This is a genomic window from Deltaproteobacteria bacterium, from assembly GCA_020845895.1.
Classification (GTDB): Bacteria; Lernaellota; Lernaellaia; order JACKCT01; family JACKCT01; genus JADLEX01.
In genome coordinates, this window is record JADLEX010000166.1 from 1 (window position 1) to 13,318 (window position 13,318).

Sequence of the window (13,318 nt, forward strand, 5' to 3'; positions counted from 1 at the left end):
ATCGGGATGACGTCGAGATCTACGTCGATGTCGTGCGCGCGACGCACGTGCCGCGCGATCTCGCCTGCGGTCATGCCGTGGCGCGTCGGCACGGGATACAGCCCGACAAACGACTCGAAACCGCGCTCGAGCCCCGGGCCCGAAACCACGCGTCCGCCGAGCGGATTCGGCCGGTCGCACACGACGACGGATTTGCCCGCGCCACCCGCCGCGCGCATGGCCAGCGCGAGCGTCCAGACGAAGGTGTAATAGCGACTGCCGACGTCCTGGATGTCGAAGACGAGCACGTCGACGAGGTCGAGTGCCACTTGCGTCGGCGTGAGCGACAGCGCGGTCGAACCGTAGAGCGAAAAGACCGGGATGCCGCTCCACGTCGCTCGGCCATCGAGGGCGACCATGTCCTGCGCGGTGCCCGCGAAGCCGTGTTCGGGCCCGAAAATCGCCGTCACGCGAATCCCGGCACTCAGGAGTTCGGTCGGCAGAAAACGCATGTCGGGCGTGAACGACGTGGGGTTGACGATGAGCCCGACGCGCCGGTCACCGAGGACGCGTCGCGGGTCTTCGAGCAGAATCTCGTTTCCGAGACGCACCCGCAAGTTTCCGATACGCCCGCGCATCGTCAGCGCACCAGTTTACTGGGCGGGACGATCTCGATGCCCGCGCGCAGGAATTCCGGCAGGCGTTCGGCGAGGGCCTTGTAGGTGTTGTCGTTCGGGTGGCCGATTGCAATGGCGCGTTCGTGCTTCTTGGCGAAGTCGAGCAGGACGTCGAGCTGCTGGTGCACCGCTTGCAGATCGGGGTCGTGATCGAGAAAGACGTTGCGCGCTCCCGTGCGAAGCCCCATGCGTTTCGCGACTTCATAGGCGCGGGAACTGCCCGCCGTGCGCGAATCCACGAAGTACAGGTTTCGGCTCTTCACGAGTTCGAGCACGATGCCCATCTTCGATTCGTCGGAGGTGAAGCGACTGCCCATGTGGTTGTTGACGCCGGAGATGCCGGGAATGTCGTCGAGGTTCGCGGCCGCGACCTGCCGGATCTCGTCGTCGGCCATGCGCACGAACAGGCCGCCCTGTCCCGGCAGAACGCGCGGGTCCTTGGGCTCCATCGGGATGTGGAGCATCACCTCGCGTCCCTTCTGGCGCGCTCGCGACGCGAAATTCCGCCCGCTGGGAGAATGAGGCAGGACCGAGAACGTCAGGCCGAAGTCGAGTTCGAGCAGCTTCTTCTCGACGACGTCACGGTATCCGATATCGTCGATGATGATCGCGATCTGGTGCCGCGCCGCCGCGCCGGGAACAGGGGCGGGCGCGGCCTCGGCGAGCGTAAAGACCGCTTCGCTCTCTTTTTCCGCCTCGACCGCGGTGCGTGTCAGGAAGACGCCGTGCGTGTTGAGTCCTTCGATGTCGATGTTGAGGCGCAGCGACTTGGCGTCGATCTGAAGCGCCTCGGTGTGGACCGTGGGTCCGAGCGCCGCGAGCTTTTCGGCGAACTTGCGCTTGGCGAGTTCGAAATCGAATTCGTTCGAGACGCGAAGATCCCAAAACGTGTATTCCCACTTCCGGTCGCCGGCCGTTCGCGTGGCGGCGAAGTTGGAAATGAAATTTTTCTCATTGAGCTGCATGCCGAAGAACGCGGAATACGCCGCGGCCGTCGCCTTGGAGACGAGCACCTCGAACCCCGCCTCGGTCGCGACGACCTTTTCCGCCTGGGGTTCGAGCCGGTCGGCGAGGGAATGCCCCGCGATATTGACGGCGACGAGCGACGCGCCGGCGAAGACGAAAAACGCGATGAAGGCCAGCCCGATGCGCTGGCCGGCGGGCATGGCCGCCAGCCGCAGACCGAGTTGGTCCCAAAATGTGAGGCGTTTGCGTTTCGTCATGACTCGTGAGCGGGATGGTTCACGAACGCAGCGCCGTCTTGTAGGAATCCCAGGACTTCAGCACCTCGATCGCCTTGTTGAGCTGGTGATCGATTCCGTCGGGCTGTTTGGGCGCGGCCGGTTCTTCCGGCGCGGGTTCCTTGCCGGGCTCCTCGGGAAGGCCATTGTGGTTGTTTCCGGGCACCGACGGCTCGTCCACATTCTTCAGACGATTCGGGTAGTCCGCCTCGCTGAAGGTGTCGTCGTCGGTTTCGGGACCCTCACCTCCATCGGTACGGATCCAGAGCATGGGCTCGATGCCCTTGGCCTGAATGTCGGTGCCGCTCGGCGTGAAGTACTTGGCGGTGGTCAGGCGCAGCGCCACGCCTTCGTCGATCGGCATGATCGTCTGCACGGACGCCTTTCCGAAGGTCCGCGTGCCGAGCACGACCGCGCGGGAGCGGTCCTTGAGCGCGCCCGCCACGATCTCGCTCGCGGAGGCCGACGCGCCGTTCACGAGCACCACCAGCGGTCCGTCGAGGTAATCGCCGCCCGCCTTGGACGAGAAGGTGATGTTCTGTGTCTGCACGCGGCCCGAGGTGTAGACCACGAGTCCCTTGTCGAGGAATTCGTCGGAGACCTTGACGGCCTCGTCCAGCAGACCGCCGGGATTGTTGCGCAGGTCGAGCACGAGCCCCTGGAGTCCGCCCGGTTGCGCCTTGAGGTCCGCAATGGCCTTGTGCAGGCCGTCGGTAGTCTCGCCGGAGAACTTGGAGATGCGCACGTATCCGATGCCCGGCTCCAGCGTCTTCTGGCGCACCGAGACGACTTTGATGATCGCGCGTTCGAGCGTGACGTCAAACGGCTTGTCGAGACCGTCGCGCCAGATCGTGATGGTGATCGTGGTGCCCGGCGCGCCGCGCAGCATATCCACCGCGGAGTCCAGCGGCATGCCCTTGGTCAGCTTGCCCTCGATCTTGACGATCAGGTCGCCGGCCTGGAGCCCCGCCTTGGCCGCGGGCGTGTCGTCGATAGGGCTGACGACGGCGACGTAGCCGTCTTTGGTCGAGATTTCGATCCCAAGACCCCCGAACTCGCCCTTGGTGTCGGCCGTCAACATCTTGAACTGGTCGGGCGTCAGGAATCCCGAGTGGGGGTCGAGGCTCGACACCATGCCGTTGATGGCGCCGTAGACGAGGTCCTTGACGTTGACCTCCTCGACATACTGCACCTCGACGATCGCCAGCGCGCGGGTGAAGAGCCGAAGCGCGTTCATCGCCTCGGGCGACACGTCGCCGACCGCGCGGGCCGACGGCGAGATCGCGATCACCAAGAAAAGGACCGCAAGCGCCGCGGCGAGCGAGACGCGTCGAATGACCATGAAACCTCCTAGGGCGCCGTGCCGAACCACGGCATGGGATCGACGGCGACCCCTTTGTATCTGATCTCGAAATGCAGTTGCGGCCCGGAGAGGCTTCCGGTGGCACCCACTGTGCCGATCGCCGCGCCTCCCCGCACCACTTGGCCTTTTTCGCACAGAACCCGGTCCAGATGACCATACATGGTGTGGTATCGGTCGCCGTGGTCGATGATGACCACCCGACCGTACCCCAGAAACTCTCCCGCGTAACGGACGCTGCCGTCCGCCGCCGCGATCACCGGTGTTCCTTCACTCGCCAGAATATCAATCCCGTTGCTGCGTGTCACGGTGCCCAGCGCTTCGTTGCGGATTGGGCCGAAACCGCGAACCACGGGTCCTGCGACCGGGCGCTTCAGGTAGCCGCGAAGGGTCGCAAAGTCAAGGATCAGCGGACCACCCGCGTCCGCCGGTCCCGCAGGCGGACCGCCTTCGCCGGGCGTCAACTCGCGCGTGAGCATCGGCTCGTTCTCCTCGCGAATCTGATCGAGCTCGCGCCCGGCGCGCTCGGAAATCGCCCGGTCGCGCCGGATCTCGTCGAGCAGGATCATGCGTTTTTGCCGTTCGAGCTGCGCCTCGAGGGTGCTCGTCTGACGTTGAACGCGAAGCGATTCGAGTTGTCGTCGATCTTCGAACATCCGGTCCTGATGGTGACGCAGTTCGTCGCGTCGCAGGCGGTATGACATCGTCAATCGGCGATCGTTCTCGACAACGAACTTGATTCCCCGCCACCGGCGTAAAAATATGGAAATTGTCTCCGACTCGAAGAGCATGCGGGCGAGATTCGCGCGGCCCAGTCGGTTCATGTACCGCAAACGCACTCCGAGCAACCGTCGCAAGCGATCGGCTTCGGTGTCTAAGTACGCCATCTCGCGTTCGGACTCGGCGAGGCGCGTCTCGATGTTCGCGATCTGTTGCTCCGCGACCTGAAGCTGGCGAAGGGCCTGAAACTCCGACGACTCGACGCGGTAGATCTCGCGCAGGACCGAGGTCTCGGCCTTGATCGCCGCGTTCACGCGCGCGCGCCAAGCGTCGAGGGACTCGGTGGTCGGGATCGGTGTCGGGGCGGGCTGCGTGAGGGCGTCGCCCGCGCAAACGCAAATGATCGCCGCGATGACGATCAGGCGGAGTGCGACGGCAGCCCGCGTCGTCATGACGGCTTCAGATAGCGCCCGACGGACATCTGAGCGCCAAGCAGGCCGACAAACGCTCCGAGCGCGGGTCCCGCGAAGACGAGCGTGGACGACAGGAAACTCGGGTCGAATCCCGTCAACACGGACAGGACGGAGGCATTGATGATGGCGGGCAGGGCGACGAGCCGGTAGAGCACATACTGGATACCGACCGCGAGCGCCGCGCCGACGAAGCCGACGAACGTGCCTTCGATGAGGAACGGCGCGTTGACGAAGGCGTTGGTGGCGCCGACGAGACGCATGTTCTCGATCTCGCCGCGTCGCCGGATGATCGTCAGGCGAATCGTGTTGGCGACGATGAAAACGGCGGAGAGCATGAGGAAGACCGCGACCACCGATCCGCCGGCCCAGATCGCCGCGAGCACCTGCGCGAAGGCGTCGGAAAACTCGTCGCCCGAGTCCACCGACGCCACGCCCGGTCGACCGCGATAACGATCGGCGACGGGGCGCAGGTTCGGCCGCTCGGCGAAATCGGCCCGAAATGCGACCTCCAGCGACGCGGGGATCGGGCTTTCGGTGATGCCTTCGAGAAACTCCGGTGCGTCGAGCAGATCGCGGCGCAGTCGCTCCAGCGCGGCGGCGGAACTCAGATACGAGACCGTATCGACGCCGGGCTCGGCGCGCAGCGCATTCGAGAGGTCTTCGATCTGCGCGGCCGAGACGTCGTCGCGCAGGTAGACGACCATCTGCACCTGCCCGGCGAAGTGCTCGAAGAACCCCGACATGTTCTGGCCGAGCAGGACGAACGCTCCGAAAATGAGGAAGCTGATGGCGACGACCGCGACCGAGAGCGCCGTCGCGAGAGCCTCGCCGCGGATATTCGACGCCGCCTGGCGCGCGAAGAACGCGATGCGGGCGCCGCCTACCATGATTCCGCGACCGTTGGCGCGAGCCGCCCGCGCAGCAGGCGGACGACCCGCCGGGGAAACTGCTCCAGAAGGCGCGGATCGTGCGTGGCGATCACGACCGTGGTGCCCTTGAGGTTGATGTTTTTGATCAGTTCGATGATTTCGGCGCTCATTTCGGGATCGAGATTTCCCGTCGGTTCGTCGGCGAGCAGGATCGCGGGGTCGCCCACGAGCGCGCGTGCGATCGAAACCCGCTGCTGCTCACCCCCCGACAACTCGCGCGGCAAGGCGTTCCACTTGGCGTGCATCCCGACACGGCCCAGCGTGTCGTGGACGCGGCGGGCGATCTGGGTCTTGGGCAACCCCAGCACTTCGAGCGTGAGGGCTACGTTTTCGAAGACGTTGCGACCGTCGAGCAACTTGAAATCCTGAAAAACCACGCCGATATTTCGCCGCAGGTACGGAATCGACGACTCCTTGAGCTTCTCGATGTTCCGTCCCGCAACGAGAACCTGGCCGGCGGTCGGGAATTCGGCCGCGTAGATGAGGCGTAAAAACGTCGTCTTTCCCGCGCCGGAGGGACCGGTCAGATAAACCATCTCCCCTTTTTCGATATGACAGGTGACGTCGGCGAGCGCCGCCATGCCGGGCGAGTAGTGCTTGGTGACGTGAAAAAATCGAATCATTCCGACACGCGAACCGCCCGGAAACGCGCTGCGATGCCGCGCGGGCACCGCCCGCACGACGCTTCAAACCGAAGAGTGTTGCGGCGCCCCTTGTAGGAAAGCCGGTCGGGCTTGTCAACGAGGATGCCCTATCGGGTTTCCGGACCTCGGTGTCGGAAATCGCAATGTTGACGACTCTTCCGAAGCCTCGTATTTGTCTCTATCTCTTGCGAAGTTCCGCCCGGCGAGCACGGCCGAACTTCGAAAATTCGGAGATCAATTTCGTGACGGTTCCGCCGTGGTAAATTCGGAGATTCCCAGCAACGTTGACGTTCCGTCCTCGCGGGTCCTGCTCATCGAGTCGGGTGCGAATGCGTCGCGCTCGATTCAGAAACTGCTCACACAGTTCGGATTTTCCGTCCGCGCCTGTTCGGACTCCAAGGCGGCCATCGGCCACGCGCTTTCGTTCAAACCGCAGGTGGTTGTCGCCGCGGACGGCATGCCCGCGATTTCCGGAACCGAACTCGCCCGCCTGTTCAAATCGCTGCCGGATCTCGCGGTCATTCCGTTCATCCTCGTGACCGACGAGCCCGCTTCTCACGCGGGCCGGTCCGACGTCGGCGCGCGTCGCGCGGACGATCTCGTGTTCCGTCCCGCGCTGGAATCGGTGCTCATTTTCACGGTGTCGCGCTGGACGCAGGCTCCTCGTCCTCGGTTCACTCCACGAATCGATCCTTACCCCCGGAGCCTGGGGCAGGTGCGTGGTCTGATCCACACCATCAGCCTTGTCGAAGCCCTGTATTGCCTGATCAGCAGTCAGGTTTCGGGCTACCTGTTCTGCCGGCTGGAGCGAAGACAGATCCACATCGGCATCGACAACGGGCGCGTCGTGGACGTGCGAACGAACTACGATCGCGAGGACACCTTCGGGCGCTTTTTGGTAAAGATCCTGAGGATCACGCCCGCGGACCTGCGCCGGGCGCAGGCGGCGTATCCCGTCCCCGACACCCTGAAGCACCAGATTTATGTGGATCTCGGCATCCTCACGCCCGATGACTTGGGCGACGCGCTCCGTCAGTTTCACGCGACGAAGTTGCTGTCCGTCTTCAAGAAAACGTGGGACGGCGGGTTTTTCGAGTTTCGGCCATGCACGATCTCGTCCGACGTCCCGGAGAAATCCAACCTGAAGCTCTGCGATTTCCTGAAATTCGGCCTGAAGCGCCATGTCGCCGTCCGTTGGGCATTGCGCGACATGGAGCGCGAGGCTCGTGAACGAATGCTCAAATTGCGTCAAACGCGGCGATTCGACCGGGTCTCGAAGCTGCTGGAACTGGACGGCGCATCTACCGACATGCTCCGTCGGCTCGAAGGGCGAACGTTGCGCGAACTCCGTCACGAACCGACCTACGATCACACCGACGCGGTTCACCTGGTGTTCTTGATGCTCGTGACCGGCGCAATGCGTCTGGGCCCGCGCGACGATGCCCAAGACGGGGCCGCGCTTGCCGACATACCCGGCGACGATGCCGTTTTGTTGCCGCTCGAGGCCGAAACCGAGGCCGACCTTCGATACCTCACGGAACTTCAACACGGCCAGAAGTGCTTTCACGACAATAAATTCGAACGAGCGTCGCACCATCTCCGCGCGGCGATGGACCTGAATCGACACTCGTCAGAGGCGATGGCTCTCATGGCGTGGATCGTCTTTTGCGGGGGGAGGCCGGGCTTGCCCGCCGTGCAGGAAGCGAAGGACCTTCTCAAGGAATCGTTGTCGCTCAACGATCGCAACGATCGCGCCCACTATTTTCTGGGTTTGATTTTCAAGTCGGAGCACAAGTACAGTCTGGCCGCGACGCACTTTCGCATGGCGTATGCGTTGAATCCGCTCAACGAGGACGCGGAGATTCAGATCCGCCAGTCGCTCGATCGCCTTCAGAAGGACGGAGGCGAAGACGCGGGGTCGGACTCGTCCGCGTGAGCGTCGGCGTCGCGCCGATGGAATCCCATTTCGGAGGGAAGCGGTGTTTTGGGTCAAACTGATTCTTCTGGTCGCGTTTGTTGTCGCGCTTGTTCCCATGGTCGCGTATGCGGTCGGGCGCTTTCTGCGCATCGACCGTCGCGCCGACGTCACGCATCACGTGCGCACCGCCGACGGATGGACGCTCGCGCTCCACGAGTACCGCCCCGCGCCGGACGCGCCGAAGCGCGCCGAACCGGTGCTTTGTTGCCATGGTCTCGGCGGTAACCGTGTCGGCTTCGACTTCTCCGAACGCACCAGCATCGCGCGGTCGCTCGCGGCGCGCGGACATCGCGTTTTCTTGCTGGAGCTGCGCGGCGCGGGGGAGTCGGAGACGCCGATTTTCTACGACACGCCCCGTTGGAAGTGGAACTTCGATACCTATGTCGATCTCGACGCACCGGCCGCCATCGACGCCGTGCTGGCCGTCACCGGCGCGAAGAAGTTGCACTGGGTCGGCCACTCAATGGGCGGAATGATCGGATACAGCGTGTCGCAGGGGCCGCGCGGCGACCGGCTGGCGTCGCTCGTCACCATGGGCAGCCCGGGTTCCTTCGCCCATGCCGAAAAGGCGCAGGTCCTGCGTCCGGTCGTGTCGCACTTCAAGGCGGTTTATCTCGCGCAGATTTCGCAGCTCTTCGCGCCGCTGATCGAATACATTCCGAAGGTGCAGCGGTGGACGGGCAACGAAAACCTGCTACCGGGCGATTACGCGAAGTCCTTCGCCAATCTCCAGAGCAACATCCCCATCACGCTGCTGCTTCAGTTTGCCGACTTCGCGCGCGATCGCACCGTGTGCGCATATGACGGGCGCGATTTCCTCGCCGGTCTCGCAAACGTCTCGACGCCCTACCTGTGCGTCGGCGCGGAAAACGATTACACGATTCCCCCGTCATCCGTGCAGGTGATTCACGACACGATGGGGTCGGCGAATAAGCGTTTGCACATCGTCGGACCATCGTCGGGTGCGCGCGGACGCTACGGGCATCTGACGATGCTCATCGGACGCGACGCCGCCGAGGAGCTCTACCCGGTGCTCTTCGAGTGGCTCGAATCGGGATGGAAGAACGCGGCCGCCGCGCCGGTGGAGTCCACGGAAGCCGTGCAAAAGATCGCATCTGCACCGGCGAAAACGCCCTCGCGTCGGCCTAAGCCAGCGCCGAAGAAAGCGGATGCCCCGAAGCCCGCTCCGAAAAAAACGGCCCGGAAAACGCCCCCGAAACCGAAGGGCTAACGATCTACTTGTATTCGGGGTGCGCGGCGCGAAACGCATCGGCCGTCGTCTTGCGTTCAAAAAACTCCGCGACCGCGAGCGCCGTCGCGCGGTGCGTCTCGGGGAGATTCTCGCCGATCCACGCCTTCCAGTCGGCGAGATCCGGTGCGGGATTCGTCACCGGCGGGTCCTTGAGGCTGTAGCGGATGTATTCGCCCGCGTAGTCCGCACGGTCCGTCCAGAATCCCCACACGATCTGAAGGAAACGCAGTTTCTCTTCGATCGCACGCGTCTTTTGCAGCGGGTGTGCCTCGTTGAAGTAGTAATTCACGAGGTCCGGGTTGTCCTTCAGATAGAGCGACACCTCGGCGAGCCCGGCGACGCACAGGCTGTTTTGCGAACTGATGCCGAAGGAATAGTTGTAGAACGACTTGGCGTGCTCCCACTGCTTCGCCTCGTGAAAACGCGACGCGGCAAAGAGGGCGACCTTGGCGTCGGAAAACATCGAGGTCGCCTGCATCAGCACGCCCGCGGCTTTTGTCCATTCGCCGCGTTTCAGATACAGATCGCCCAGTGCCACCATCGGCGGCGAGTATCGCCCGAGCGAACCGAGCGACGACTCGTAGAGCGAAATCGCCGAGTCGAAATCGCCGTCCTGCACCAGCCGCCCGCCGACCGCCATCACCATCGTGCGCCGATCGTCCTGATCCTTGTACGGCAGCGCGCGACGCACCGCGTCCACCGCCGAGCCGAGCCGATTGTGTTTTTTGGCGAAGGCGAGGAACCGCGCGACGTCGGATTCCTTGACGCCGCTCTCCGCGTCGATCGCGTCGGCGTAGGCCGCGAACGCGCCGTCGATGTCGCCGGCCATCTCCCGGGCCATCGCTTCGAGGCGCAGCGTGTCGGGATCGGCGGAGGTGAGACCGCGCGCCGTCTGAAACGCGGCGATCGCGCCCGCGTAATCCTTTTTGCGATAACGCAGCGAGCCGACGATCCGCCACACGTCGGCGTCGTTCGGCGATTCTTCCAGCGCGGTGGCGAGGATCTTCTCCGCCTCCTCGATCTTCCCCGCGCGCTCATAAGCCGCGCCGAGCCGCTTGCGCAATTCCGGATCGCCCGGGCTCGCCTCGACGAGCCTTCGCAGCACCTCGGCCGCGCGCCCGAAATCCTCCGCCTTCTCGTGATACCCCGCGAGGGCAAGCTGGCCCTCGAAGGTCGGCGCGGCGGCCTCGGCCTTGGCCTGAAACGTCGCCGCCTCGGCGAAGCGCTCTTCCTGGACGAGAGATTCCACCAGCCCCGCGTACTCGTTGAAACCGCGAGGATCGAGACGCTGCGCGTCGAGCAACGCCTCGGCCGCGGACCCGTAATTCCCATTGCGGTAGTGCCAACGCCCGAGCATGAGGTAGTAAAACGGCGAACGCGCGCCGGCGGCCACGGCCAGTTCCAGATAACGATACGCGAGTTCCTCGTCGTTCGCGGCGAACGCGCACATCGCCGCCTCGGAAAACGTCCCCGCGTCGGCGTACTGCATCTCGGTCGCCTGACGAAACCACAGCAGCGCCGTCTCCAGATCGCCCGACGCCTGATAGATCCACGCGATGCGGCGGATGGGGTGCGTGTCGGAGGGATCGGCGTTCACCGCCGTCGCGAGGTGCCCGAGCGCGAGATCGGTGTTGCCGCTCTGAAACGCCCGTGCCGACTGCTCCATCGCCATCTTCGCCGCCGGGATCGAGTCGCGGTCCAAAAACTCCTGCACGGTCCACGACGCCGCGTCGCACGCGCGGCCCGCGCCGCCGTCCACCGGGCGGCTCGCGTACTCGGTCGAAAAGCTTTTGCCGCTCACGCCGAGTGTGAGCACGAGCGGCGGATTGCCGCCGCGCAGTTCCATCACCAACAGCCGGTCGAGTCCCTTTTCCTTCGCCACTTTGTAGAGCGAGTAGCGGTCCATCTTCTCAGGTTTCGCGATTCGCTCGATCGTCGCCGCGGGATGGTCCTCGAACACCTTCACCACGCACTCCGCCACGTCATCCGTCGAGTAGCCGTACATGCCCTTGTGTTCGACGTAGATGCCCAGCTTCGCGCGCCCGTCGACCGGAGATTCGGCGAGCGCGGAGCACGCGAAGGCGAGAACGATCGCGACGGCGACCGGGAGATGGAAACGGCGGATCAGCATGCCCGAGGGTGCGGGTAGGGTTCGGTGCGCGTGTGCTGCGCGCGGTTGGCGGCGACGAGGACGTCGAAGTCGAGGCCCTTTTCGGCGATCTTGCGCCGGACGATGCCGTCGATCACGACCGCCTTGTCCATGATGTATCGGCCCACGTTGTTCTCGTCATAGGTCGTGTGCCAGTCGAAGAACACGTCGCCCAGATGCTGGAAACACGGAATGCAGATGGGCTGCACGCCGTGAACGCCGCGCCGGAACCGGTAGCCGATCCACATGCCGAGGTCCTTGAGCAGCGCGCGCTCGGCCAGCTTGTCGATTCCCATTTCCAGCAGCGGCGCGCGGTACTCGATGCCGTAACGCCAATAAATGTCCGACATCGATTGCCGCGTCACCGGCATCGACATCACCGCGTACTCGCCGCCCACGCTCGAGCAGATCGCCGTGCGCGGGATGGAGTGCTCCAAACAACGCACCACGATGTTCGTCAGCATGCCGAGATGGCAGCCCAGGCACCAGATCGCGTGCCCGCCGTAGGGCTTCCAGTCCTTGACCAGCGAGCGGCCCGTGATCTCGTTGAACACGTCGGTCTGGTTGACGATGACGTGGTTCACGCGCTCCTCGCCGAAGATGCGGCCCAGGTCGCGCGCGTGGCGCTCCGAAAGCTGCGGCCACAGGTTTCCGTAGTTGTGGTGCATCGTGTAGAGGTAGATGCCGCCCGTGTACTTGCGCCCGAAGATGTAGGCGACCGCCGTCGAATCGAGCCCGCCGGAGTAGGCGATATTGAACGCGCCGGGCTCGGTTTCGGCCCAGAACCGGTCGAGTTTTTCGTACAGCGTCTTGCGCACCGCGTCCATCGATCTCGCGTCCCTCAAAAAAGACGCGCGACCCTAGCACGCGGCCGGACGGGGGATCAAGGCGAAAGCGGATTTGCCAAACGACTCGCCCGGGTTCAGGCTTCGGAGTGTGGAACAGGCGCCCCCGCCTGTTGGGATCTCGCGACGGCCCTCGGGACGAACGATTTCCATTCTGGAAACAGGTGCTCTCCCGGCGCTGCTAATACTCGTTCCCCGGGTCGTTCGTCCGCTTGATCCGCTCGAACGGCGACGCATGGCCCACCGCGTTCTTCTCGATGTCCCGACTCATTTTCTCGGCTCTTCGAGAATTCCGTACTTGAAGAGTAAAAACGTCGGACACGGCGTACCTTTCGGGTTGCAACAATCCGATCCGAAAGGCAGAGGCGACGTCCGACGACATTTTGTACCACGGTCTTGGGGTCTGGGGATATCGGGTGACGCGGCGGCGGTTTGAACGGGGTCGTTGCCTCATGGAAATCGCCGGGGACGCGCGCGAGCTTCGTTGCGCGGCGTGCGGATCGCGGGAGGTGATTCGTTGCGGGAATGTCCCTCGGGTTTTTCTGGCGCCGCCGATCGGACGGCAGGTCGTGGCCCTGCGTTACGAGGTCCCGCGCGTGGAATGTCTGGATTGCGGGATCGTGCGCCAAGTCCGGTAGCCCTTCGCGGAAGATCATCGCCGGTTTACCAGGAGCTTCGAGCGGTAGGTGCTGGATTTGTCGAAGCACATGACGATCCAGGCGGCGGCGACCCATCTTTCCATCGGTTGGCACTTGGTGAAGGACATCCGGAAGCGCTGCCTGGGACGGCGCTTTCGACGCATTCCCCAGCAAAAACTCAGGTTCGTCTCCCATCTCCGTGGATAGCGGCTCGGATCTTGAGGAAGGAGTACTCGTCGTCCCGGAATCCGTAGGCCATTCTCTTGAGGACTTTGATCTTGTTGTTGATCCCTTCGAGGAACCCTATTCCGAGGGGCCGGCGGCAGTGAGAGATCACGCCGCGGATCTTTCGGGCGAGAGCGACGGCGAATCGGCGGAGTGACTCCACCCCACTGTCCCAGGCGCGCAAGGACCACTCGGCGAAAAACTCCTC

The 13,318-nt window shown here is 64.0% G+C and carries 11 protein-coding genes and 1 pseudogene; 3 read left to right on the forward strand and 9 right to left on the reverse strand.

The window, feature by feature from the left end; translation table 11 throughout:
* From IT350_21050 to ftsE, 6 genes are all read right to left on the reverse strand, one after another.
* A partial coding sequence (locus IT350_21050; protein ID MCC6160550.1) for a DUF1343 domain-containing protein occupies positions 1 to 590 on the reverse strand: 590 nt, incomplete at its 3' end.
* 29 nt (positions 591 to 619) lie between these two features.
* On the reverse strand, positions 620 to 1,879 hold the full coding sequence (locus tag IT350_21055) for a divergent polysaccharide deacetylase family protein (protein MCC6160551.1): 1,260 nt from the start codon (positions 1,877 to 1,879) through the stop codon (positions 620 to 622).
* 19 nt (positions 1,880 to 1,898) lie between these two features.
* Positions 1,899 to 3,239: a S41 family peptidase gene (locus IT350_21060; GenBank protein ID MCC6160552.1), complete on the reverse strand. Its 1,341-nt coding sequence runs from the start codon at positions 3,237 to 3,239 to the stop codon at positions 1,899 to 1,901.
* Between the two features lie 8 nt (positions 3,240 to 3,247).
* Entirely contained in the window at positions 3,248 to 4,429 is a 1,182-nt protein-coding gene (locus tag IT350_21065; protein ID MCC6160553.1) for a peptidoglycan DD-metalloendopeptidase family protein, read from the reverse strand.
* Positions 4,426 to 5,337: an ABC transporter permease gene (locus IT350_21070; protein MCC6160554.1), complete on the reverse strand. Its 912-nt coding sequence runs from the start codon at positions 5,335 to 5,337 to the stop codon at positions 4,426 to 4,428. Before IT350_21070 ends, IT350_21065 begins: the two co-directional genes overlap by 4 nt.
* Entirely contained in the window at positions 5,331 to 6,002 is a 672-nt protein-coding gene (gene ftsE / locus IT350_21075) for a cell division ATP-binding protein FtsE (protein ID MCC6160555.1), read from the reverse strand. Before ftsE ends, IT350_21070 begins: the two co-directional genes overlap by 7 nt.
* Before the next feature lie 277 nt (positions 6,003 to 6,279).
* Here ftsE and IT350_21080 point away from each other — a divergent pair, with 277 nt between their 5' ends.
* Positions 6,280 to 7,959 carry a hypothetical protein gene (locus IT350_21080; protein ID MCC6160556.1) on the forward strand — a complete coding sequence of 560 codons (1,680 nt, stop codon included), beginning with the start codon at positions 6,280 to 6,282 and terminating at the stop codon, positions 7,957 to 7,959.
* Positions 7,960 to 8,002: 43 nt separating this feature from the next.
* A complete protein-coding gene (locus IT350_21085; protein ID MCC6160557.1) occupies positions 8,003 to 9,232 on the forward strand; it encodes an alpha/beta fold hydrolase in 1,230 nt (409 codons plus the stop codon).
* A 4-nt stretch (positions 9,233 to 9,236) separates the two neighbouring features.
* On the opposite strand, the gene IT350_21090 is transcribed toward IT350_21085, so the two are convergent.
* Entirely contained in the window at positions 9,237 to 11,384 is a 2,148-nt protein-coding gene (locus tag IT350_21090) for a tetratricopeptide repeat protein (protein ID MCC6160558.1), read from the reverse strand.
* Positions 11,378 to 12,229: a hypothetical protein gene (locus tag IT350_21095; protein MCC6160559.1), complete on the reverse strand. Its 852-nt coding sequence runs from the start codon at positions 12,227 to 12,229 to the stop codon at positions 11,378 to 11,380. Before IT350_21095 ends, IT350_21090 begins: the two co-directional genes overlap by 7 nt.
* A gap of 470 nt (positions 12,230 to 12,699) precedes the next feature.
* Between IT350_21095 and IT350_21100 the strand changes: the two genes are divergently transcribed.
* Complete coding sequence (locus IT350_21100; protein ID MCC6160560.1) at positions 12,700 to 12,885, forward strand: transposase family protein; 186 nt, start codon at positions 12,700 to 12,702, stop codon at positions 12,883 to 12,885.
* 178 nt (positions 12,886 to 13,063) lie between these two features.
* Here IT350_21100 and IT350_21105 read toward each other — a convergent pair.
* Positions 13,064 to 13,231: pseudogene (locus tag IT350_21105) on the reverse strand (transposase).
* Between the last annotated feature and the right edge of the window lie 87 nt (positions 13,232 to 13,318).

Excerpts from the sequence above, each read along its gene's own strand:
- IT350_21055 (MCC6160551.1), bottom strand. The coding sequence starts at position 1,879 with ATGACGAAACGCAAACGCCTCACATTTTGGGACCAACTCGGTCTGCGG.
- IT350_21060 (MCC6160552.1), bottom strand. The coding sequence starts at position 3,239 with ATGGTCATTCGACGCGTCTCGCTCGCCGCGGCGCTTGCGGTCCTTTTC.
- ftsE (MCC6160555.1), bottom strand. The coding sequence starts at position 6,002 with ATGATTCGATTTTTTCACGTCACCAAGCACTACTCGCCCGGCATGGCG.
- IT350_21070 (MCC6160554.1), bottom strand. The coding sequence starts at position 5,337 with ATGGTAGGCGGCGCCCGCATCGCGTTCTTCGCGCGCCAGGCGGCGTCG.
- IT350_21095 (MCC6160559.1), bottom strand. The coding sequence starts at position 12,229 with ATGGACGCGGTGCGCAAGACGCTGTACGAAAAACTCGACCGGTTCTGG.
- IT350_21100 (MCC6160560.1), top strand. The coding sequence starts at position 12,700 with ATGGAAATCGCCGGGGACGCGCGCGAGCTTCGTTGCGCGGCGTGCGGA.
- IT350_21090 (MCC6160558.1), bottom strand. The coding sequence starts at position 11,384 with ATGCTGATCCGCCGTTTCCATCTCCCGGTCGCCGTCGCGATCGTTCTC.
- IT350_21065 (MCC6160553.1), bottom strand. The coding sequence starts at position 4,429 with ATGACGACGCGGGCTGCCGTCGCACTCCGCCTGATCGTCATCGCGGCG.